Genomic DNA, 22451 nt, shown 5'->3' on the forward strand with positions numbered 1-22451 from the left:
CCTCACGCCGTCGCGATCTCGGGATTCGGGTTGGTCACGCGAGCCAGGTACGTCGTGCGAGGCCGAGTGTTCAGGTCCTCGGCCAGCATTCCGTAATTGCGCGGCGACTTCTTGAGCCGGGTCACCTGCGCCGATTCATCGTTCAGGTCACCGAAGACCAGGGCCTGGGTCGGACAGGCGGCCTGGCAGGCGGTGACGATCTCGCCGTCCCGCACGCGTCGCCCCTCGATTTCCGACTGGATCTTGCCTTCGTAGATCCGCTGAACACAGTAGGTGCACTTTTCCATGATGCCTCGAGAACGGACCGACACGTCGGTATTGTTCAGGAGCACCAGGGGGGAGAAGCCCGATCCGAGTTCCGACTGCTTCAGTTGGATTTCGGGGTAGTTCAGGAAATTAAACTTCCGGACTTTGTACGGGCAGTTATTGCTGCAATACCGCGTGCCGACGCAGCGGTTATAGACCATGTTGTTCAGGCCCTCGTGGTCGTGCACGGTCGCCCCGACGGGGCAGACCGGCTCGCACGGAGCCTTCTCGCAGTGCATGCAGAAGCGCGGCTGGTACGCAATCTTGGGGTTCGCGAGATCGGGCTCCTGGCCAGCGGGCGTTTCGATCGCGAAGTAGCGATCCACCTCCATCCAGTGCATGACCCGGCCCCGGATCACTTCCCGCTTGCCCACGACCGGGATATTGTTCTCAGCCTGGCAGGCGACGACGCAAGACGCGCAGCCGACGCAGCGGTTCAGATCGACGGTCATTCCCCAGGCGTATCCCGGATGACCGTTCCACCCGTCCCCCCGGTCCGCCGAATAATCGTATTCGGGGTAAAGCGAGTCGGTCGTCTCTCCGTGACGAGCGGAGAAGTGCTGGTTGAGGTGGGCGAAGTCGGGCCGAGCCTCGTACTGCTCCAGCGTCGCCTCGCGGTACAGGTCACGCCCGTCGAGGGCGCCTTGCAGTTGCGTGGAAGCCAGCTCGTACTTCTGGGGCGTCCGGTTGATCGACACCCCCGGAACGATCCAGGGGAAGGCAGACGACCGGAGGGAATAGGCGTTGAACCCGGTCCCGTTCCCGACCCGGCCGGCCCGAGTCCGACCGTACCCGAGGTGCAGGGTGACGGCCCCTTCGGCATGCCCGGGCATCACGAAGATGGGGACATCCAGGGTCAAATTCCCCAACGTCAACCCGACCACGTCCCCGGATTGCGAGCCCGCGAGCGGACCGCCGGAGGCCTCCTCCACCATCGACGCCGGGACCATCAAGGCATTGTCCCAGGTCAATTTGGTGATCGGTTTCGGGCATTCCTGGAGCCAGGCGTTGTTGGCAAATCGGCCGTCGAAGACCGTCGGGTCGGGGGCGAGAACCAGTTCGAGCGAGCCCTCGACCGGCTCGAAATCCTCGGCCGTCGCCAGCTTCGTGGGGTCCGCGATCGACACCTCGACCCGCTGGCTCGCCGTGTCCGCGATCATCCCGTCGTGAAGGCATTGTCTCCACGTCCGAGAAAATGCGTCCGTGTCCCCACCGCCCTCGGAATCCGAAGCGTCCCCCCCACCGAGCTCGTCCCGCCAGTAGGCCTCGACCAGGGCACGCCCATCAGGATTCCGGTCGCCGCGGATGGCCGCGACCACCTCGATGCTCGATCGGCCGCCGAAGAGGGGAGCGATCAAGGGCTGGACCAGGGACACGGTCCCATCGAAGGCCCGACCGTCGCCCCAGGCTTCCAGGAAGTGGGCCTGCGGGACATGCCACTGGCACAGTTCTCCCGTCTCGTCCAGGGTTAGCCCCAGGTGCACCCGGAGTGTGCCCTCGGCATCGAGCAACGCCTCTCGGAAATTCAGGTCGGCCGGCGCATCATAGACGGGGTTGACCTCGAGCATCACCAGCAAGTCGACGGCGCCGGCGTTCAGGTCATCCACCAACTCTCGGAGCCCTTCCCCCTGATTGTCCGACGGGGCAACCGGCTCGATCCACTCGATCGTCTTGCCGAAGTTCCCGAGCGCCTCGTTCATCGCGTGGGCGAGCGCGTGGACGACCGGAGGCTGCCCGTCACCGACCAGAACGAGCGAAGCTCCCGGATGCCCTCGCAGGTCGCGAGCGAGCGGCCCGATCCAACGGCTCGCCTCCTCGGGGAGGGAATCCGATGGCTCCGGAAGGCCCGTGATGCCCAGTTCCTTGGCCAGCATCAAGGCGAAGTCCTTGATCCGGCTCGCCGCGAGCGGCAATCGATGGTCGGCGTTCGACCCGGTGAGCGTCAGGTTGCACTCGACGGCGTAGTGCCGGCTCATCCCATCGGGGTGATCGGGATTCCGACGATCCGCGTAGCCCCGAGCCTGCACCAGGTGGCCCGGGCCGTAAGCCAGGAAGTCGGCGTCCAGCGTCAGAAGCCGATCGGCGCGCTCGACGTGCGGGATGGCGTGCCGGTCTTCGCCGAACGCCCGGATCGCCCCGTCCCGGGCATGATCCCGGTTCACCGGCTCGTACTGAATCCACCGGGCGTCCGGGAACTCGTCGAGAAGCCCTTGAATCTGCGATCGGAGCGTCGGCGAGGTGATGGTCCGGGTCAGGAGCCGGAGCCCATCGCCCCCCCCCTTCGCCTTGAGCTGCTGGTACTGCTCCACCATGGCGACCTGGAATTCCTCCCAGGTCTTCGGCCTGCCGTTGCGAAGGACCGTCTGGGAACGATCCGGGTCGTACAACGAGAGCAGTTCCGCCTGGCAGAAGAGGTCGGTCGACCCCACCGAGGCGTTGATCGGCGTGGCGTCTGCCCGGGCCGCCTGGTTGACCTGATCGACCACCTCCGCCGCGAGCGACGCTGGGGACGCCGGATGCAGGCCATTCCCCTCGATCTTGATGGGGCGGCCTTCCTGGCTCTCGACCAGCAGGCCGATGCAGTCGCCGGCGAGGCTCATCGAGGTCGCGAAGAAGAGCGGCTTCCCCTGGACCAGCTCCTCGGGAGCCTTCACATAGGGGACGATCTTCTCCTGGGGCTGGAACGCGCAACCACTCACCCCAGCCAGGGCGAGCGACGCGGCCATCAGCTTGAGGAACTGGCGACGACTCTCGGGATCGTCCCAGGAGTCGGCCTGCTCGGGGAATTCCCGCTGCATGTAGCTGAGGAACTCATCCGTCTCGGTCAGCTCCTCCAGGCCACGCCAGTACCGCGGCCCGGTCGCCCCTTCGAGTCGGGAGCGAATGCGAGCCAGGTTCAACGGCGTCCGCTTCGGAGCGTGCTGGGACTCTCTCATCGGTGGCAAACCGCGCAATTGGTCAAGGGAGTGTTATGGCCGAGCGTGGGGACCTCGTACATCGCAGCGAGGAGCTGCCCGAGTTCCTCCTGCGAGACGTACTCGTCGGACGCCAGGAACTCCAAGGTCTCGGAACCGGCCTCACGCTGAACGAACGCCTTGACAGCCTCTTGGTCGTTGTCGACCGACCATTCAAGGTTATAAATCTCTTCCTTCGGGCGCAGGTGTTTCTCCGGGTTTCGGTGGCACTCGAGGCACCAGCCCATGCTCATCGACTCTTCCTTCCAGGCCAGCGGCATCTGGTCGACGCGGCCGTGGCAGGAATAGCAACCGACCCCCTTGTTCACGTGAATGGCGTGATTGAAGTAGGTGTAGTCGGGCACGTCGTGAATCCGATTCCACTCCAGCGGACGGTCCAGCGCCAGGCTCTCCCGAACCGGGGCCAGCATCGGGCTGTCGGTCCAGATCTGGGAGTGGCAGCTCATGCACGTGTACGTGGGAGGCAGCCCGGCGAACGACGATTCTTCCACCGACGTATGGCAATAACGGCAATCGATCCCCAACCCCCGAACGTGGTGCTCGTGAGAGAAGGGGACCGGCTGCGATTTGACCACATGGACATCGGTCTGGTACGGCGACCGAATCACCAGGTGGGTGACAAGAACCGCCCCCAAGGCAACGAACGCCCCGCCGAAAATGCTCGCTCGGGCAAGCGTATTGGCGCTCGGGTGAAAAATCTGAGGCATTGCTCTCCTCGACTCGCCGACCAAGGCAAGACCACTCGGGCGACTGTCCGCCGGAGTCCCGCCAGCCAGGACTTCCGCCACTCTTTAACCCCAGGCGCCCGGAAAGGCAAACCTTAAGGTCACCAGCACCGCTCGTGATTTATTTCACGAAGTTTCCGAAAAAACAAGGATTGCTCTCGAATCCACAGGCATGTGGCTCGCCGACTCAAGGGCATCGATCACGTTGTTCTGGATTCGGAGGCAACCCGCGAAGAACCTGCAGGCGGGCGGCTGATAATGCGGGTCAGTTCAAGGAAGATCGTTGTGTTGAACCAACACCGTTTCCAATAGACTACCCAACGAGCAGTTCGAGGACAAGACACCGGTCCGGCATTCGATTCGAGATTTCGCCGTATTTTCCCTTTCTCTCGCCCCCTCACGGGTTTAGAACTTGGTTTCGGCCGTTTCGCCCCGCCCCACCCTCGGGTTGTCCCACGGAAAACGATTGCGTTCTGCGACCTCGATTCGTCAAGTCTGGTCGCCTGAGAAACGATTGCGGAATCCCGACTCCGGGGAGAAGGCGAGCAACCAGGGAGCCGGTTGCATCGTATTCGGTAGGTCACACCGAAGGAGATTCAGGCGATCCCGGCTGAGGCTCACTATCCACTCCCGTAATGCATTCGATTCCGATTGTCCGACCGCATGGCCGGGATAAGCGACCACGGTCACCAGGCCCCCAGGAACGACCCGGGCCAGGGTGGCCTCGATCGCGACGATCGTCGATTCCGGTCGGGTCGCGATGAAATGATCCCCACCGGGAAGATAACCGAGGTTAAACATCACGACCTTCGGCCGAGTCGTCGAGCCGTCGCGGGCAAGGACGTGATCGATCCTCTCGTGTCCGGCCCGGACCAGCAAGACCCGGTCGGTCACCCCGGCCTCGGCCAGACGTCTCCGCGCGGCCCTGAGTGCGACTGACTGGACATCGAGTCCCAGCACCCGCCCCGTCGAACCGACCTGTCGAGCTAGCCAGAGGGTGTCGTGCCCATTCCCGACCGTCGCATCGATCGCGAAGTCCCCTCCAGAAAGCGTCCGAGCCACCAGAAGACGAGCCAGTTCCACGATCCGAGGCAAGCCGCTCACGCAGGCAACTCCTCAAGGTGACGTTGTCGATCACACTCGGCCGGGTCTTCATCGAGTGCAACGGACAGGGGATGCTGGCCAGCCTCGTCCCCTCCATCTCCTCGGACCGCGATTTCGTGATCTCAGGCCCGCACGTCCTCGCTGCTCGGCGAGAACCACCGTCCGGGGCGGAGAAATGCGAGGCTCAGCATGAGGATCCAGAGGCCGACGAGGATGAGTGCCGGCCATCGGTCCACGAAGGCGATGGCAGATCCGTCGGCCGCCGTCAGCACCTGGATCAAGCGTTCCTCAAGTGGGCCCCCGAGGATAATCCCCAGGACCACGGGCCCGAGCGGGATGGCCCGCCGTTCGAGGAAGAAGCCGAGCAGCCCGAAGACCAGCATGACCCCGATGTCGAACGTGCTTCCATTGATCGCGAACGAGCCGAGCACGCAGAACAGGAGAATCACCGGCATCAAGATCCGCCTGGGCACCTGAAGCACCAGCCCCCCGGCCTTGATCGCGGCCAGACCGACCGGCAAAAGGACCAGGTTTGCAAGAATGAAGATCAGATACAGTCCATAGACGAGAGTCGCTTGCTTCTCGAAGATCTCCGGCCCTGGCGTCAGGTCCTTCATCATCAACACACCGATGACGATGGCGGTGACCGAATCCCCGGGGATGCCCAGCACCAGGGCCGGAATCCAGGCGCCCGCCAGCGCGGAGGAGTTGGCGGTCGTGGCGGCACCGAGATCATCCAGCGCCACCTCATCGTCGGCCTCATCGGATGATGCGGCCGTCCGACGACCGATCCCGAGCGAGACCCAGCTTGCGATGTCCGCACCGGCCCCGGGAAGCATCCCGATCACCGCGCCGATGGTCCCGGATCGAAGGCTGACGACCGGCCGACTCACCCAGCGGCGGATTGCACCCGGGACCTCCCTGAGGGGATGGCCAGGCGAAATGCCCCCCGCCGCGGCGTGCCGATTCGTCGGCGTCTCGGACCCTGGCAACAAGGTCAGCAGATTCTTGAACACTTCCGAGACGCCGAACAACCCGATCATTGCCGGGATGAAACCAATCCCCTGATACAATTGGGGGTTCCCGAAAGTGAACCGCGACTGGGCGTGCACAGCACTCAGGCCGACCGTTGAGACGAGCAATCCCAGCAACACGGCCAGCGCCCCCTTGATCGGGGCGCCGTGCGAAACCACGACGGCGCAGGTCAGCCCCAGGACATATAGCCAAAAGTGTTCCGCGGGGCTGAACAGGGTCCCGACCTGGGCGAGCTGACTGCCGAGGAAGATGAGCACAACCGCGCCGAAAAGCCCTCCGCCGATACTGGAGATCAAGGCCGTCACCAGGGCGGCATCCGCCCTGCCTCGGGCCGCGAGACCGCTGCCGAGATCGGCGTACGCGGCCGAGGCGGGCGTCCCGGGTATCCGCAGCAAGATCGTCGGGATGTCCCCCGCGAAGATGGCACAGGCGACCATCGTGACGATGGCGGCCAGCGCCGGGAGCGGCGGCAACCAGTAGGTGATCGGGACCAGCAGGGCCATGGCCATCGTGGCGGTCAGCCCCGGTACCGCCCCGACAAACACGCCGTACAGCGCCGAGGCAAGAATCACGATCCAGATTGTCGGGTCCAGCGCGACCTGAGCGGCCGCCTCCACGATCGCGGGATCCATCACTCCGAAGTCCCCTCTCCGGCCTCGACCGCCGGCGTCACCATCCCAGCCATCCCCAGGGAAGCGGCACCCGCAAGGCCACCGCGAACACCTGATAGGTCATCGGAGCAAATACCAAAGCGACCGCCAGGGCGACGGGCGTCTTCACCCCGAGGCCGCGCAACAGGGCCACCAGCAAGACCCCGGCCGTCAGCACGTAGCCGACCCGATCAGCCAGGATCAGGTAGCCGAGCACGAAGCCCACCGCCATCCCCATGCGGATCATGCCCTCGCGATCGATCCGAGACGCCTCGCTCGACCGCCTGAGCCCCCCCTGCACCGCCAGGATGACCAGCACCATTGAGAGCAGGACGACCAGGATCCCCGGGAAAATCATCGGGCCGTATCGGGTCGAACGGACCGACTGAAACGCGTCTCCCGTCAGGATCACGCCCAGCTGCTGGTCAAACGCTTCCATGATCTCCCGGAACGCTTCAGGACCGGCGGGGGAGACGTTGAAACCCGTACTCTCCATGAACCCGAGGTACTCGTCGCCCTGAACGACCTGCTGAATCGCCGACTCAAGGCGTTCGGCCCGCTCCTCAGGCACTCCCAGGGGCAGGGCGAGCCCTCGCCACCCTCCCATCGTCCAGTCCGATCCCTGCTCCCGGAACGTCGGGACGCTGAGAAACCCCTGCACGCGATCCTCGGCCATCACACCGAGGCTCCGAATCCGGCCGGACTCCAGCAGGGCGGCGGCCTCGGGGAGGCTGCAACAGACCACCTCGACACCCCCGGACATCAACGCGTCGAGCGAGGGCCCGGCTCCATTGATCGGGACCCAGAGGATGTCGCCGGCATCCAACCCTTCGTCATTGAGCCAGCCGGCCAGGCTGACATGCCAGATCCCCCCCTGGGCCGTGCCCGATGCCCTCAATGCTCGCGGGGACGCGACGACGGCCTCCTTCAGCTCCGAGATCGACTGCCACGGAGCATCGGCCCGGACGAACAACGCCGCGTCGTCCCGATTCAGCAGCATCAAGGGTCGGAACGCGTCGGGGGTGATGTTCGTCAAGCCCCGCCAGTGCAGCATGTTCAGCTCGACGGTCACCATCGTCATCGTGTAGCCATCCGCCGGGGCAAGCGCGCCCCGAGTATGGCCGGTCACCCCCGATCCCCCGGTGGCATTCACGACATTGACCGGCACCCCGAGATCCCGTTCCAGCAGGGCGGCCACCGTCCGGGAGACGGTGTCCGTGCCTCCCCCGGCCGACCAGGGACAAATCAGCATGATCGGCCGATCCGGGTAGACTTCACTCTCGGAACAGCCGCTGAGTACAAGCAGCGTCAGCATCCAGATCGGCAGCCGGATGTGGGGGGCCTTGGGGCGTGTCATGAGGTACTCGGCAACATGGGGGATTTCGCAACCCGGCAACCGCTCATGTGTCAGAGAGTCGAGACATGATCACGTCGATTCAAAACGATAAACCACGAGTGATCGAGGCCGCAATCCCGAACAACCCTCAATCAGCGTCACGTCCACCCGGCGAGGAGCGGGATCATCCGGGGCTCAGAATGGGTGCCGAAGATTGAGCATCCCACTGTAAATCACCACGGCCGCGGCGGCGATGATCCCGATCCGGAGCACCAGCTTCCCCCGCCCTGCCCTGGCATACTCGACCCCCTCCGCGATCACGACCACCCCGGCGATCAGGAGGAACTTGTACGCGACCAGCCCCTTGATGTTGTACCGGTGGAACACCCAGGCCGCCACCGGGTTCGACTCGATGAATTGGGGGCCGCGGGCCAGCAACGCCCAGGTCAGGAACACGTCGAGCACGCTGAGCAAGATCAGCCAGGCGATCTCCGACTCCAGGAGAAGGTGCCGGGTATGCCACGCAGACTGCCCTGAGTCCTGGCGACGATCGTGCTCACTCATCGCAGAATCCGGAAACGAGATGACGTCGATCGGTCAGCGTGGCCACTCGGCGCCGTCCTGGATGAATCTGCCCCATCGATCTCGTGCCCGAGGATGACGCCTCAACCCTCGACTTGCAAGCGTCTCCCGAAGTTCGCCACGATTGACAGGAGACCCAACCGGCTCGTAGCGTGGAACGGCCTTGCCCTCATCATCCTTGCGATTGGTTCCGATGTCCTGCTTGGTGAGCACTCATGACCGCCCCCCGAAAATCCGCTCGTCGCCAGGCGCTCGAAGAAAGTCTCGCGGCCGATCCCTCCGACACCTTCCTTCGCTACGGACTCGCCCTGCAGTGTCTCCGAGAAGGAGACCTCGATGAGGGCCGGGAACGACTCGAAGCCCTGATCGCCGATCATCCCGACGACCAAGTCGCCGCCTATCAGCAACTCGGCCAATCTTACATGGACGAGGGGGATTCGGAACGCGCCCGCGACTACTTCACTCGGGGAATCGCCAGGGCCCAGGTCGCCGGAGACCTGAAAGCCGCGGGAGAGATGCAAGGATTCCTCGAACTGCTCGGCTGAGCGTTCTCCCCCAACGTGCCGAGCGTCGCCGTCATGGTGTCCACCTTCTCGTTTCCCCTCCGCATCCTCTTCGGTGACGGCGCGATCTCGGAACTCCCCGCCGAGCTGGCCTCGCTCGACGTGCGCCGTCCCCTCATCGTGACCGACCCGGGGATCGTCGCCGCCGGCCTCCTCGATCGGGCCTTGCACGAGATGGCTCGGGGCAGCGGCCATCGCTCGGCCGTTTTCGTCTTCGCGGAGGTCCAGGCCAATCCCCACGAACGCGACGTGCTGAATGCGCTGAATCTCTATCGCGAAAACCGGTGCGATGGCCTGATCGGCCTGGGTGGCGGCAGCCCGATCGATGCCGCCAAGGCCACTCGGCTGCTCGTGACTCACGCCGGCCGGCTGGCGGATTACGACGTCTCGACCGGTGGCACCGCTCGCATCCGGGCCGACCTCCCCCCCATGATCGCCGTGCCCACGACGGCCGGGACCGGCTCGGAGGCCGGCCGAGGGGCGCTCATCCAGCTTCCCCAGACGGGCCGGAAGACCGCGATCCTCAGCCCCCACCTGTTACCGAGCGTCGCGCTCTGCGACCCCGAACTGACTCGCGAACTGCCGCCGGTCCTCACCGCCGGGACCGGCATGGACGCCCTGACGCATTGCATCGAGAGCTTCCTCTCGACGACGTATCACCCCATCTGCGACGGGATCGCGCTGGAGGGCCTCCGGCAGGTCGCGAGGGGGCTGGAGCCGAGCGTCCAGGACGGGTCACAACGCGACGCGAGGCGGAGCCTCATGATGGGAGCCCTGCTCGGCGGGGTCAGCTTCCACAAGGGCCTCGGGGTGATTCATTCCCTCTCCCATGCCCTCGGCTCGGACGGTCGCGCGCACCACGGCACATTGAACGCAGTGCTCCTACCGCACGCCTTGCGGTTCAACTTCGAGGCGGCTCAAACGCGACTGGCCGACCTGGCCGCGCAGCTCGGCCTGGGCCGAAGCGGAGACGGCCCCGGGCATCTCATCACCCTGGCCGAGATTCTGCTCGCTCGCCTGCCCTTGCCTCGACGGCTCGGCGAGATCGACGGGCTCGATCGCCGCCGGATCCCCGAGTACGCCCGGCTCGCGATGCTCGATCACTGCCACCGGACCAATCCCCGTCCCTGCGACGAATCGTCGTTGATCGGACTGCTCGAAGCCGCCTGGTGACGGTGTCCGATCTTCGACGACGATGGCCCGTTGAACCCTTATCAAGGAGGACAACGGGCCGCCCATCGGTCAGAGACGGTCGGTCAGGCCCCGATCAGAACTGATCCGCGCTGATGACCTCGCCACCCCGGACCGTGTTCAGGCCGACCCAGATCAGGGGGTTGATCGTGTCCTTGAGGAAGCGGACCGAGCCGTCACCGAGGACCACGTTGATCCCCCCGGCGTGCCGACTCCGAGCAGCGGCGAACGCCTGACTGTCCCCGGCATCTCCGGTGCAGGGCAAGCGATCTTCGGGGACGCAGAAGATCGGCCGGTTCAGGAAATCGCCCCCTTGAACGAGATCCAGGTAATCCCGGAACTGGTTCGGGGCGAAGCGCGTCATGAACGAGCCGCCACCAGGAACACTCGACCACATGACGCCCCGGACATCATAGCGGTCGCCCTGGAGCACTTCCGCGATGAACACCGTGTTGCTCGTCCCGTCTCGCACGTCGGCCAGCTTGACCGTGCGGTGGCCGAAGGCCGACTGGAGATACTGCTGTGCCCCGATCGCCTCCTGCCGCCAGTTGGTGTTCCCCCAGCTCACCGCATAGTTGCCCTTCGTGAACACGGGGCCGCTGAGCAGGCCGCCCTGATATTGGGGCGTGATCTGGAACTGGCGCTCCTCGTCGCTCGGGCACTGGAAGATCGAGATCTTCGTCCCCGTCACGGTGCTGTTCGCGAAGAGGCCCAGGGCGGGAGCCAGCGGCCCGCCGATGCCCCAGTCCGTCGGCACCCCCTCGGCGCCCAGCTCGAAGTTGAAGGCGTTATAGAGCGCCTGCTGCTCGAACTGGGGCAACATCAGGATGAACCACGTCGTATTCGGCGTCCCGGAGAAAATCGTGGGGAACGCTGGCCCCGGCGGGCCGGCCCGCCAGATGCGACCGGGTGCCAGCGTATTATGGATATCGTGATAATTGTGCAGCGCCAGGCCGAGCTGCTTCAGATGATTCGTGCACTGCGCGCGCCGGGCCGCCTCTCGGGCACTCTGCACGGCGGGCAACAACAGTGCGATGAGCACGCCGATGATGGCAATCACAACAAGCAACTCAATCAGCGTAAAGCCGCCGCGAGATCGTCGCATGGACGCGACCTCCTCATCGAGAACGGTGAGCGAACAACCGAACGAATGAATGGGGAACCCCGAAGAGACAGGCGGGTCCATCGTGTCAAGAACAGACCGATGGCTCCCAACCTCATCCTAGTCGAGCAGGCAGCCGAAAGCGAGCACGATCCCATGAATTCTCCAAAGACCGCATGGAATCCCTTGACCCGATGAGTTCATCCACCCGGTACAGAAACAGACCACTCCCGGAGTCCCGAGTCAAGCACTCCTGGCATGATGAGGTCAAGAATCATCAAACCTCCTCAATCCAGCGATCCGTACCGAATTCCCCTCCCCGATCGAACCACCCCACCGGAGCCGGAGGCCCCGTCCATGAGTCATGACCCATCCCGTGCGATCGTCCTCCTCAGCGGCGGTCTCGACTCCTCGACCGTGCTGGCGGAATGCCTCGATCGGGGATTCACGCCCTATGCCCTCACGGTGCACTACGGGCAGCGTCATCACGTCGAGATCGAGGCGGCGAGGCGTGTCGCCCGCGCCTTCCGGGTCGCCAATCACATCGAACTCCCCCTCGACCTCCGCCCCTTCGGCGGCAGCGCGCTGACCGACCGGATCGAGGTCCCGAAAGACCGGAACGAGGCCGAGATCGCCGAAGGGATCCCCATCACCTACGTCCCGGCCAGGAACACCGTCTTCCTGTCGCTCGCACTCGCCTGGGCCGAGGCGATCGCGGCCTTCGACATCTTCATCGGCGTCAATTGTGTCGACTATTCCGGGTACCCCGACTGCCGCCCGGAATTCCTGACCGCCTTCGAATCGCTCGCTCGAGTCGCGACCAGGGCGGGAGTCGAGCACGAGGGACGCTTCCGCATCCACGCCCCGCTGATCACCATGACCAAGGAGCAGATCATCCGGCGGGGGCTCGATCTCGGCGTCGATTACGGCCTGACTCACAGTTGCTACGATCCGGACGAGCGCGGGGTCGCCTGCGGCCGATGCGACTCCTGCCGCCTCCGGCGCGACGCCTTCGCCCGACTCGGCCTGAGCGACCCCGCCCCCTACCAGTCCTGAACGATCTTGCAAATGCCCGAAGGCCCGCCTCCGCTCGATCGCGGAAGTCGGGCCTTCACAAACTCGACGCGTCGTGTTCGGGTCCGGACAACGATCAGTCGTAGATCCAGGTAAACCCGGGGGCGATCAGCCGGAACTCGCGTTCGCGGACGTCGAACTCATCCCCGGGGGTCGAGAAGTCGAGGCGGAGCGTCTTGTACCGCACGCCCGAGTCCTCCCCATCCGAATCGTCGCCGTACTGGAGGCCGTCCGAGAGCCCTCGGATGAAGACGGAAAGCGCATCGGATCGGGCGATCTCGTCGTTCAGGATCCAGAAGGCCACCCCGTGGACCGCGTCATCCACTTCTTCCTTCGTGCTCGGGGGAATCATTCCGGTGACCGAAACCGCCCCCAGCAGCGGGGCGCCCACGATCGGCGGACGCGTGTGCTCGCGGGCCTTGACCACCTCGACCGCCTGCGGGAGCACCACATCCGGGAATCGCTTCCCTTCGTCCGTCTCCAGGAAGAACTGGGGGACGAACATCCGAGGCTTCCCGCTCTGGTTGATCACGCGGTAGTAGAGGTAGAGGACCGTCCGACGCCCCATCCCGGGAACGTCGATCGTCCGCGTCCGGAGCGGCTTGAAGCTGAAGTCGAGGACCCAGATCCCCTCGCGCAGCCCCGTGTCGGCGGTGGCCGAGCCGGTGTTCGATCCAGACAGAGCTTCCCCCGCCTGGAATTCCCCCGTCACCTCGCCGAGGGTCAGCGTCCCTCGCAGCCCCTGGTCGTCGTCGGCCAGAATCGTCCCGCTTGCCCCGCTCTCCTGGCCCGTGACCTGTTCGCCGATCGAGAAATTGGCGACCTGGTCCCGATAGTCGACCTGAGGGGCCTTGTCCCGGGGCAAGGGCGTGGCATCGATGATCGTCTCATTCACCCGGGCCGCTCGCGGGACCTCGACCGTGGGCAAGGTCTGCGAGAGCGAAAATTCGGGGATCGTCGGTAACCCATCGTCCTGAACTGCTGCCCCAGCACTTCCAAACGGGTACCCAAGGGCGAGTCCGCACGCAAACAACCAGGGAACGTGACTTCGCACAGAAGGGACCTCCCGCATCGAGGGATCGGGTGGAAAGGAATCGGAAGCGAGGAATGCAGTCCGAAGGCAGGCCAATCGACGTGAGTCTCCTCATTCTAACAACAGAATTACACTTACGTCAAGCCGACCGCGAGCACCTCGCCCCGCTCCCCCTTCCGGTTCGACCATCTGCACCATCAAGGACGGCCCCGGACGGTCGCGGAGCCCGGAATTCGCCGGGTGCTCACGACCCTGAGGAGCCGCCGGCGACCGGTCGCGAGGGGGCTCCGATCAATCGGCCCGGCGGACCGTGACCCGCCTGCCCTTGATCGTGCTGGTGCGGAGCGCCGCGACCACCTCGCCGGCGACGTCTTCAGGGACCTCGACGAACGAGAAGCGGTCGGCGATCTCGATCGCGCCGATCATCCGGCCGCTGATCCCGGCCTCGTTGGCAATCGCCCCGACCAGGTCCCCGGGCCGAACGCCCGACTCCCGACCCGCCCCGATGTAGAGCCGGGCCACCCCCGAGCCGAAGCCCGCGTTCGAGGACTCCGACCGGCGAGACTTCCGGGGGCCTTGCTGCCCCTCCCTGGCGGGCCTCCTCGGCTCCCGGGGGGGGCGACGATCCCGGCTCGATCGCTCCGATCGCGGGGCGACCACCGGGATTTCCTGGTCGTCCTCCTCGTCGTTCCCGAGCGCATTGTGCGCGAGCTTCAACGCGGCAAGGGTCACGGTCAGCACGTCGAACTCGCCGGTCAACGATTCCAGGACCACGCGGAAGCGGTCCAGCTCTCCCTCGATCAACGTCTCTCGGACGGCGGCCACGGTCAGGTCGAGCCGCTTCGAGCGAACGTCCGCGACGGTCGGCACCTGGGCCAGCTCGATCTTCCGCTTCGTGGCCCGCTCGAAATTCTGGAGCAGCCGGTGCTCCCTCGGCTCGGCCAGCGTGATGGCCACCCCCTCTCGACCGGCTCGGCCCACCCGGCCGATCCGATGGACGTACGATTCCGCCTCGGTCGGGGGGTCGTAGTTCACCACGTGAGAGAGCTGCTCGATATCGAGCCCCCGGGCCGCCACATCCGTGGCGATGAGCAGATCCGCGTTCCCCGACCGGAACTTCTTCATCACCCGATCACGCTGCTCCTGCGACATCCCCCCGTGCAGCGGCTCGGCCCGATAGCCCCGGGCGTTGAGCATCTCCGCGAGCTGATCCACCTCGTCGCGCCTCCGGCAGAACACGATCGCCGAGGTCGGATTCTCGAGGTCGAGCACCCGCCCCAGCGCCGCGATCTTGTACGCCCTGGGCACGAGGTACGCCAGCTGCCTGACCTTCGGGATCGCCCCGGCCGGGAGCTTCTCCTTGGCGATGGTGATCTGGACCGGGTCCTTGAGGTGCCTCCGCGCGATCGCGGCGATCCGAGGGGGCATGGTCGCCGAGAAGAGGACCGTCTGCCGAGCCTCCGGGGTCGCCCCCAGGATGGCCTCGATGTCATCGGCGAAGCCCATGTCGAGCATCTCGTCGGCCTCGTCGAGGACGACGGTCACCACCCCTTGCAGGGGCATCGTCCCCCGCTTGATATGGTCGAGGGCCCGGCCGGGGGTCGCGACGACCACATCGACCCCGCGCTGCAGGGCCCGGAGCTGGGGCCCGTACGCCTGGCCCCCGTAGATCGGCAGCACCTCGATCCCGAGCTTCTTCCCGTAGCGATGCACGGCCTGCGCCACCTGCATCGCCAGCTCTCGGGTCGGGACGAGGATCAGGCACGACGGCTTCCCCCGATCGGGGCCCGCCACGCTCAAGCGTTGCAGCAAGGGCAACGCGAAGGCCGCCGTCTTCCCGGTCCCGGTCGCGGCCTGGCCGACCAGGTTCCGCCCTTCGATCAGCGGCGGGATCGTCTCCCGCTGGATCGGCGTAGGTTCCTCATAGCCAAGTTCGGCGAGCGTCTCCGCGAGGCGGGCGTCGAGGCCAAGCGCGTCGAACCCAGGGCCCGCGTCGTTGGAGATCGGAGTGGACATCCCAGACATTTCCTCTTGAAGTTGCAGGGGTCGAACCCGACTCACTCGTCTGAAGGCAGTTCGACCATCAAAACGGACCAGTGTAACAAAGTCCCGCAATCCGTGAGGGGTCCGAATGGGAGAATTCGGGTTCTCGGCCCGGCAGCCGCCCCGCGGGCCAGCCCCGGCCGTCAGGCACCCTGTCGCAATCGCCCCGAAGGGCCGCTAGAGTCAGGGACACCTTCCCCGACCCCGATCCCAGCGTAACGCAAGAACGCCCGAGGCAGGTCATGAAACGTCGACGGTTCTTCCAGGCAACAGCGGCCGGGCTCGCCCTCTCGGCCGGGGCTGGGTCGGCGAACGCCGCCGCCGCCATGCAAGGCAAGCGAGTCGGCCTCATCGGCACCGGCTGGTACGGCAAGGTCGACCTCTTTCGGCTGCTCCAGGTGGCCCCGGTCGAGGTCGTCGCCCTCTGCGACGTCGACGCGAAGATGCTCGCCGAGGCCGCCGAGATGACGGCCGATCGCCAGCAATCCGGCAGGCGCCCCCGCACCTACGGCGATTACCGCACGATGCTCGACGAGAACGAACTCGACATCGTCCTGATCGCCACCCCCGACCACTGGCACGCCCTGCCCATGATCGCCGCCGTCGAGCGCGGGGCCGACGTCTACGTCCAGAAGCCGATCAGCGTCGACGTGGCGGAGGGCAAGGCCATGCTCGACGCCGCCCGGAAACACGGCCGGGTCGTCCAGGTCGGCACCCAGCGCCGGAGCACCCCCCACCTGATCGAGGCCCGCGATCGCATTGTTCGAGAGGGTTTACTCGGAACCATCGGTCATGCCGAGGTCTACTGCTATTATCACATGCGCAATCGGAGCCGGGCCGCCGACACCGCCCCCCCCGACCACCTCGATTGGGACATGTGGACCGGCCCCGCCCCCATGCGACCGTTCAACCCGATCGTCCACCCCCGCGGCTGGCGAGCCTTCACCGAGTACGGCAACGGCATCATGGGCGACATGTGCATCCACATGCTCGACGCCGTCCGATGGATGCTCGACCTCGGTTGGCCGAGGCGGATCGCCTCGACCGGCGGCATCTACATCGACCCCGGCAGCCGGGCCAACATCCCCGACACCCAGACCGCGACCTTCGACTTCGACCAGTTCCCGGTCGTCTGGCAGCACCGCTCCTGGGGCCACCCGGTCGACCCCGACTATCCCTGGGGTGCCACCATCTACGGCGACAAGGGGACGCTCAAGCTCAGCGTCCACCGCTACGACTTCATCCCCCTCGGCGACGGCCAGCCGATCCACGGCGACGTCCTCTACGAGCTGGACGAGTACCCCGAAGACCGGACCGAGAAGGACCTGGAGCAGCACGTCGCCCCGGCCGTCCGTCGCCACATGCTCGACTTCCTCGCGGCCATCGAGTCGAGGGGCAAGCCCGTGGCCGACATCGAGCAAGGGCACATCTCCTCGGCCTCCTGCATCCTCGCGAACCTGGCGATGGATCTGGGCCGGACACTGACCTGGGATGCCGACCGCGGCCAGGTCGTCGGCGACGACGAGGCGAACGAGCGGCTCGCGCGCCCCTACCGCCAGCCCTGGACCCACCCCGGTTCATCCCCCGCCTGAGGCCTCCGACCGGACCGCGGCCGATTGCCCCCGCCCCCGGCGTTCATCCCAGAGCGTCGGGGATTTTCACGCGCGGCTGTCGGCATCGGGCCGGGGTTTCCGAATGATCGTACGGATCGGGCTACGCCGCCCGGTCACTTCGGGAAAAATTTCGGGATCGCACTGGTACGACCTGCGGCCGATCTGTTATAGAGTTGCCGTGCCATGGCCTTTGCCGGACCTTCAGGATGAGCGTCACGACGAGGCAAATTTCCGCTCCCCACCAGGGCACTCACCTCCGAGCGAACCGCGCCATGGACGGCACCTTGTGACAGAGTGATACGTCACCCCTTGAGGATGGAACCCCGCGTGCTCGCCGCATTCGCGAGCCCGACCGCAATTCACCTTTGCCAACCGATCTTCTGCCGAGCGGAAGGGTTGTGAATGGATTCGAGCGCGCGATCCCTCGCGACGCTGCATCTTGCACGGAGGAGAAACCGATGTCCGTCCGCTGGAAACCCCTGATCGTTCTCTCAGGGCTCTTTGTGACCGTGGCCCTCGGAGGGCTCGCGGCCTTCGTCCTCGTCTCCGGCCAGTCGAATGTCGAGGATGTCCTCACCCAGGCCCGCTCGGCTCGTGAGGCCGGCAAGTTCGAAGAGGCGGAGATCTACTACCTCCAGGCGAATCAGATCGAATCCCGCAACGCCGAGGTCCATGCCGAGATCGCCGACTTCTACGGCGACTGGATCGCCCAGGCCGACGCCTCGAAGCGGTCGCACTACCAGGGATTGCGGCTCCGGCATCTCCTCGAAGCCACCAAGTTCGACAAGGCCGCCCTGCAGCCCCGCCTGGCCCTCCTCTCCGAGAGCCTCAAGGGTGACAACACCCCCGAGCAGATCCACTGGGCTCGCCAGGTCATCGCGCTGGCGCCCAACGATCTCGACGCCCTGTACGTCCTGGCCATCGAAGCCCTCGACGAATCCCCCACCAATATCAAGGAAGCCGATCGCCTGGTCAAAGCCCTGCAGGAAGTCGCCGCCGACCGCGATCGCACCTCCTGGGTCGAGGCCCGCATCGCCCAGTATTCCAAGAATTCCGCCGAGCTCCAGCGCATCCTGGGCACGGCCCTCGATCGGGAGCCGGTCGCCTCGGCCGACGAGATCGACCAGCTCAGCCGCCTCCGCCTCCTCGTCCTGCAACTCGAATCCGCGAGCGGAGTCGAGGGGCAGGACGCCGTCCTCGAGCGCATCCTCTCGCAGAACGAGCGCATCCTGGCCCAGGAAGGCATCCAGGGGACCCGGATCGTCGAGCTGCAACGCCTCGCCCGCCGGGTCCGCGAACAACTCCTGAACGTCGAGAACAGCACCGCCGAGGCACGCTGGGAGCCGCTGGCCGAGGTCATCGACCGCGGGTTCCAGGCGGCGCTCACGTCGGACGAATTCGTCGGCGTCTGGATCCACCAGGCCTATGCGGAGCACCTGAACCTCCGGGGGCACCGGGTCGCCTGCCTCGACGTGATTCAGAACGCCCTGACCCCCGAAGTGATCAAGGACGCCTCGCTTCAGGACGAGGTCATGCGTCTCCGAGAGACGGCGATCAAGGCCGCCCTCTCCGACTCCGGCGACGCCGGCCGCTTCGACAAGGCTCAGCCCCACATCGAGGCCCTGATCGCCGGCACCCGTCCCGAATACCAGGGACTCGGGCACCTCTTCCAGGGGGTCATCGACCTCGAACGCTCCGGGCTGACCGGCCCCCGCTCGGGGTCGGGCGCGACCGAGGCTTCCCGGCCGCTCACCGAGGCTCGTGACCATCTTCGCGAGGCGACGCTCAAGCTGCCCGACGTCGCACTGGCCAAGGCGCTTTATGGCGTCTCCCTGCTGATGTCCGGCGAGACCTCGCTCGGCCGTCAGCACCTGCTCGAAGCCCAGCGTATGGGGCCGCTCGAAGCGCGGTATCAGATCTGGGCCGCCTGGAGCCTGCTCGAAGCCGGCTACCCCGAAGAGTCCGAGCGGATCGTCAACCGCGTCATCGAGCTCGGCAACCGAGATCCGGGCCTGGCCGCGCTTGCCGGCACGCTTCAGCTGCTCCAAGGGGAGATCGCCCGCAGCCGGAAGTCCCCGAAGGATCTCGAAGTCGCCCGGGCCGCCTACGCCGGGTCGATCGTCGACGGAGACGAGGTCCCCCCCGCCGTCTCGCTCCGTCTGGCCGAGCTGACCATCGCCCTCGACGGTCCCGAGGCCGGCCTGGCCCAGCTCGACGACATCCGACGGCACGGCGGCAGCACCCCTGCCCTCGAAGCCCTGGCCGTCTCCACCCTGGTCGAATTGGATCGGATCGACGACGCCCTCGCGACCCTCGACGCCGCCCGAGAAGTCTCCCCGGACGACTCCCAGCTTGCCGTCCTCCACGCCGCCATCGCCCTGAAGCAGGACAAGGCCGAAGAGGCCGACGCCCTCCTCGCCGCCTTCCTCGCCGACCACCCCGACGACCTGACCGTCGCCCAGACACGGGCCCGGATCCTCTCCGGGGTCCTCGATCGCCCGGATGAGGCCCGGACCGTCCTGACCGAGATCGGCGAGCGGACCGGGGTCACCGCACCCTTCGTCCAGCTCGCCATGGTCGACCTGGCCAGGAACGACCTGGCCGCCGCCTCGAAGACCGTCGAGCTCATCCGCAATCGCTGGCCCGAAGCCTCGGCCGGCGACCTGCTCGATGCGCAGATCGCCCTGGCCGAACGCGACTTCAGCGCCGCCTCCAAGCACCTCCAGGCCGCCATCGAGAAGGACCCGAGCAACAAGGTCGCGCTGTTCTGGAAAGCCCAGCTCGACAGCCGAGGCGCCGCCCCGTCCCGAGCCGCCGAGGACTTCGAGAAGCTCGTCCGAGACGGCACCATGAAGGAGCTCGGCAACGGGCTCTCGCTCGCCACCGCGGCCGAATGGTCACTCGCCGCCATGGCGATGGAGAACAAGGACTTCGACAAGGCGATCGCCCGCCTCGAATCCATCGTCCAGGGCGAGAACGCCGGGTCGATGGAGCGGGCCGCCCGCTGGCAACTCATCGCCGCCCGGTCCGAGAAAGGGCAGTGGCCGGAGGCCCGCAACGACCTGGTCGCCCTGCTCAAGGAGCCGCAATCGACCATCGACGAGCGAGTCCAGGCCGCCGACTTCTTCCGCCGCAACGGCGAGACGAAGAACGCCGAGCAGCTCGTCGATCAGGTCCTCGACCACAAGCCGGGCCACGCCGGGGCCGTGATCATCAAGTCCTACCTGCTCAGCGAGCAGGGCAAGACCGCCGAGGCCCTCGATCTCCTCCACGCCGCCATCGAGCACGAGGAACAGCCCCCGGCCGTCTACCTCATGCTCGCCGCCTTCGCCGGCGAGGCCGAGACGTCCGGCGACGCCATCGCCACCATCCGCAAGGCGCTCGAACAGGGCCTCGAGGCCCATCCCCGGTCGATCGAACTGCTCCGATCGGTCTACGAGGTCATCCGACGCGCCGACGGCACCGACGCCGCCCTCCAATTCGTCGAGGCGCGCACCGCCGACGACGCCGACGACGACCGCATCCAGCGCCTCCTGGTCGACCTCTATACCCACGAGGGTCGGCTCGACGAGGCCGAGTCGCTCCTCGGGACGCTCATCGAGCGGCAACCGAAGAACGCCCGCCTGGCCGCCGGGATGATCACGATCGTCAGCACCAAGGCGAGCCAGGCCGCCCGACAGAACCAACGCCAGGAAGAGCAGGAACTCAACGCCCGGGTCTTGAAGCTCCTGGAAACCTTCCGGGCCCAGTTCCCCGACGACCTCCGCTTCCCGCAGGCCGAGTGCGAGCTGGCCATCCGTCAGGCCGATTACACCAAGGCCGAGGCCGTCGCCCGGGAGATCGAAGCGCTGAACCCCGAGTCTCCCATCGGCCCCCTGCTCCGGGCCCAGGTCTACCGCGATCAGGGGTTCGACGAGCGGGCGATCCAAGCCTATCGGGATGCACTGGAGCAGAACCCCCTCCGCGACGACATCCGCATGGTCCTCGCGCAACTCCTGCTCGACCTCGGTCGGGCCGATGAGACGCTGACCGAGGCCGCCCGGATCCTCGACCGCGCCCCGGGGCGACCCGATGCCGTCCTCCTGAAGGCGTCCGCCCTCGCCTCGCAGACCGGCACGGCCGAGCAGATCGATCGCTGGCGAGACCAGGCGGTCACGCTCCTCGAAGACGCCATCGCCAAGGATCCGAACTTCACCAAGGCGTATCTCGAGGTCGCCCGGATCAGCCACCTCCGCGGCCGGGTCGAGGACTCGATCGCGACCCTGACCGCCGCCCGGGAATCGTTCCCGAACGACGAGCAGCTCCTCTCGGGGCTGATCCGGTACCTGGTCGAACCCCCGGCCGATGGTTCCGCCTCGGGCGAGGCCCACCTCGCCGAGGCGCTCCGGATCGCCGACGAGATCGGCCTGGATAACGCACCGGGGACGCTGGCGCTCGCCCTGGCGCTCGGCTTCCACCGCGGCGGCCGGTCGGACCTGGCCAAGCCCTGGGCGGAACGGGCCGTCTCGCTCATCGACGAACCGCTGGTCCACCTGACCTACGGCGACATCCTCCTCTCGTTCGCCGAGTCGCAGCGAGACGCCGGCTCGGCACGCGGCCTGTTCGAGGAGGCGGTCGGGATGTACGACAAGGTCCTCTCCCGAGACTCGAAATCGATCGAGGCGGTCAACAATAAGGCCTGGATCCTCCATCGCCACCTGGGCAAGGACCAGGAAGCCCTCGACCTGATCGAAGGGCTCCTCAACCGGGTCGAGCAACGCACCCTGCCGGGCGAATTCTTCGACACCCTCGGCGCCATTCAGCAAGCCGTCGGGCGCAACAAGGACGCCGAGCAGTCCTACACCGAAGGCCTGAAGAAGTCTCCCGACCTTGCCGTCCTCAATTTCCACCTCGGCCGCCTCATCGCGACCGATCCCGAGCGATCGGCCCGCGCCAACCAGTACCTCACCCGAGCCTGGGAGGCCCGCGCCCAGCTTTCGGGCGAGGATACCGCCGAGCTCGAATCGCTGATCAATCGCGTCGGCCACTGACGCAACTCCCGGGGCGTCACCACCGTCCCCTCTCGATCGCGAACAGGTCCCCCGCCCCCGCGAGCTTCGCCTCCGAGCGACTCGCGGGG

Annotated in this window: 14 protein-coding genes; 5 read left to right on the plus strand and 9 right to left on the minus strand. The window is 66.3% G+C overall.

The genetic code is table 11. The annotated features are described in order from the left end of the window. Positions 1-2: 2 nt before the first annotated feature. From AB1L88_RS04645 to AB1L88_RS04670, 6 genes are all read right to left on the minus strand, one after another. Positions 3-3242, minus strand: a complete 3240-nt coding sequence (locus AB1L88_RS04645) for a TAT-variant-translocated molybdopterin oxidoreductase (RefSeq protein ID WP_367095461.1) — start codon at positions 3240-3242, stop codon at positions 3-5. Further along, positions 3239-3988 carry a cytochrome c3 family protein gene (locus AB1L88_RS04650; RefSeq protein WP_367095462.1) on the minus strand — a complete coding sequence of 250 codons (750 nt, stop codon included), beginning with the start codon at positions 3986-3988 and terminating at the stop codon, positions 3239-3241. The genes AB1L88_RS04645 and AB1L88_RS04650 overlap by 4 nt, the downstream gene beginning before the upstream one ends. Positions 3989-4495: 507 nt before the next feature. Beyond that, a complete protein-coding gene (locus AB1L88_RS04655) occupies positions 4496-5110 on the minus strand; it encodes a class I SAM-dependent methyltransferase (RefSeq protein ID WP_367095463.1) in 615 nt (204 codons plus the stop codon). A gap of 122 nt (positions 5111-5232) precedes the next feature. After that, entirely contained in the window at positions 5233-6777 is a 1545-nt protein-coding gene (locus AB1L88_RS04660) for a tripartite tricarboxylate transporter permease (RefSeq protein WP_367095464.1), read from the minus strand. A gap of 37 nt (positions 6778-6814) precedes the next feature. Beyond that, on the minus strand, positions 6815-8152 hold the full coding sequence (locus AB1L88_RS04665; protein ID WP_367095465.1) for a tripartite tricarboxylate transporter substrate-binding protein: 1338 nt from the start codon (positions 8150-8152) through the stop codon (positions 6815-6817). Positions 8153-8326: 174 nt separating this feature from the next. Further along, entirely contained in the window at positions 8327-8695 is a 369-nt protein-coding gene (locus tag AB1L88_RS04670) for a DUF5658 family protein (RefSeq protein WP_367095466.1), read from the minus strand. A 233-nt stretch (positions 8696-8928) separates the two neighbouring features. On the opposite strand from AB1L88_RS04670, the gene AB1L88_RS04675 reads away from it, so the two are divergent. Both AB1L88_RS04675 and AB1L88_RS04680 read left to right on the plus strand, forming a co-directional pair. After that, on the plus strand, positions 8929-9258 hold the full coding sequence (locus AB1L88_RS04675; RefSeq protein WP_367095467.1) for a tetratricopeptide repeat protein: 330 nt from the start codon (positions 8929-8931) through the stop codon (positions 9256-9258). Positions 9259-9291: 33 nt separating this feature from the next. Beyond that, positions 9292-10449 carry an iron-containing alcohol dehydrogenase gene (locus tag AB1L88_RS04680; protein ID WP_367095468.1) on the plus strand — a complete coding sequence of 386 codons (1158 nt, stop codon included), beginning with the start codon at positions 9292-9294 and terminating at the stop codon, positions 10447-10449. Positions 10450-10543: 94 nt separating this feature from the next. On the opposite strand, the gene AB1L88_RS04685 is transcribed toward AB1L88_RS04680, so the two are convergent. Further along, on the minus strand, positions 10544-11572 hold the full coding sequence (locus AB1L88_RS04685; RefSeq protein ID WP_367095469.1) for a DUF1559 domain-containing protein: 1029 nt from the start codon (positions 11570-11572) through the stop codon (positions 10544-10546). 354 nt (positions 11573-11926) lie between these two features. Here AB1L88_RS04685 and queC point away from each other — a divergent pair, with 354 nt between their 5' ends. Further along, entirely contained in the window at positions 11927-12625 is a 699-nt protein-coding gene (gene queC / locus AB1L88_RS04690) for a 7-cyano-7-deazaguanine synthase QueC (protein WP_367095470.1), read from the plus strand. 94 nt (positions 12626-12719) lie between these two features. Here the strand turns inward: queC and AB1L88_RS04695 are convergent, their stop codons facing one another. Both AB1L88_RS04695 and AB1L88_RS04700 read right to left on the minus strand, forming a co-directional pair. Further along, a complete protein-coding gene (locus tag AB1L88_RS04695) occupies positions 12720-13538 on the minus strand; it encodes a hypothetical protein (RefSeq protein ID WP_367095471.1) in 819 nt (272 codons plus the stop codon). Positions 13539-13967: 429 nt separating this feature from the next. Further along, positions 13968-15701, minus strand: coding sequence for a DEAD/DEAH box helicase (locus tag AB1L88_RS04700; RefSeq protein ID WP_367095472.1), 1734 nt, complete (start codon positions 15699-15701; stop codon positions 13968-13970). A gap of 260 nt (positions 15702-15961) precedes the next feature. Here AB1L88_RS04700 and AB1L88_RS04705 point away from each other — a divergent pair, with 260 nt between their 5' ends. Further along, complete coding sequence (locus AB1L88_RS04705) at positions 15962-17311, plus strand: Gfo/Idh/MocA family oxidoreductase (RefSeq protein ID WP_367095473.1); 1350 nt, start codon at positions 15962-15964, stop codon at positions 17309-17311. Between the two features lie 479 nt (positions 17312-17790). Next, on the plus strand, positions 17791-22362 hold the full coding sequence (locus tag AB1L88_RS04710) for a tetratricopeptide repeat protein (RefSeq protein ID WP_367095474.1): 4572 nt from the start codon (positions 17791-17793) through the stop codon (positions 22360-22362). Positions 22363-22451: the final 89 nt, after the last annotated feature.

Origin of the sequence: Tautonia sp. JC769 (genome assembly GCF_040717455.1) — a bacterium.
Taxonomy (GTDB): Bacteria; Planctomycetota; Planctomycetia; order Isosphaerales; family Isosphaeraceae; genus Tautonia.

What these genes read in the sequence shown, in the direction of transcription:
- AB1L88_RS04650 (WP_367095462.1), bottom strand. Translation starts at nt 3,988, where the DNA reads ATGCCTCAGATTTTTCACCCGAGCGCCAATACGCTTGCCCGAGCGAGC.
- AB1L88_RS04660 (WP_367095464.1), bottom strand. Translation starts at nt 6,777, where the DNA reads ATGGATCCCGCGATCGTGGAGGCGGCCGCTCAGGTCGCGCTGGACCCG.
- AB1L88_RS04680 (WP_367095468.1), top strand. Translation starts at nt 9,292, where the DNA reads ATGGTGTCCACCTTCTCGTTTCCCCTCCGCATCCTCTTCGGTGACGGC.
- AB1L88_RS04685 (WP_367095469.1), bottom strand. Translation starts at nt 11,572, where the DNA reads ATGCGACGATCTCGCGGCGGCTTTACGCTGATTGAGTTGCTTGTTGTG.
- AB1L88_RS04665 (WP_367095465.1), bottom strand. Translation starts at nt 8,152, where the DNA reads ATGACACGCCCCAAGGCCCCCCACATCCGGCTGCCGATCTGGATGCTG.
- AB1L88_RS04705 (WP_367095473.1), top strand. Translation starts at nt 15,962, where the DNA reads ATGAAACGTCGACGGTTCTTCCAGGCAACAGCGGCCGGGCTCGCCCTC.
- AB1L88_RS04700 (WP_367095472.1), bottom strand. Translation starts at nt 15,701, where the DNA reads ATGTCTGGGATGTCCACTCCGATCTCCAACGACGCGGGCCCTGGGTTC.
- AB1L88_RS04675 (WP_367095467.1), top strand. Translation starts at nt 8,929, where the DNA reads ATGACCGCCCCCCGAAAATCCGCTCGTCGCCAGGCGCTCGAAGAAAGT.
- AB1L88_RS04645 (WP_367095461.1), bottom strand. Translation starts at nt 3,242, where the DNA reads ATGAGAGAGTCCCAGCACGCTCCGAAGCGGACGCCGTTGAACCTGGCT.
- queC (WP_367095470.1), top strand. Translation starts at nt 11,927, where the DNA reads ATGAGTCATGACCCATCCCGTGCGATCGTCCTCCTCAGCGGCGGTCTC.
- AB1L88_RS04670 (WP_367095466.1), bottom strand. Translation starts at nt 8,695, where the DNA reads ATGAGTGAGCACGATCGTCGCCAGGACTCAGGGCAGTCTGCGTGGCAT.
- AB1L88_RS04710 (WP_367095474.1), top strand. Translation starts at nt 17,791, where the DNA reads ATGTCCGTCCGCTGGAAACCCCTGATCGTTCTCTCAGGGCTCTTTGTG.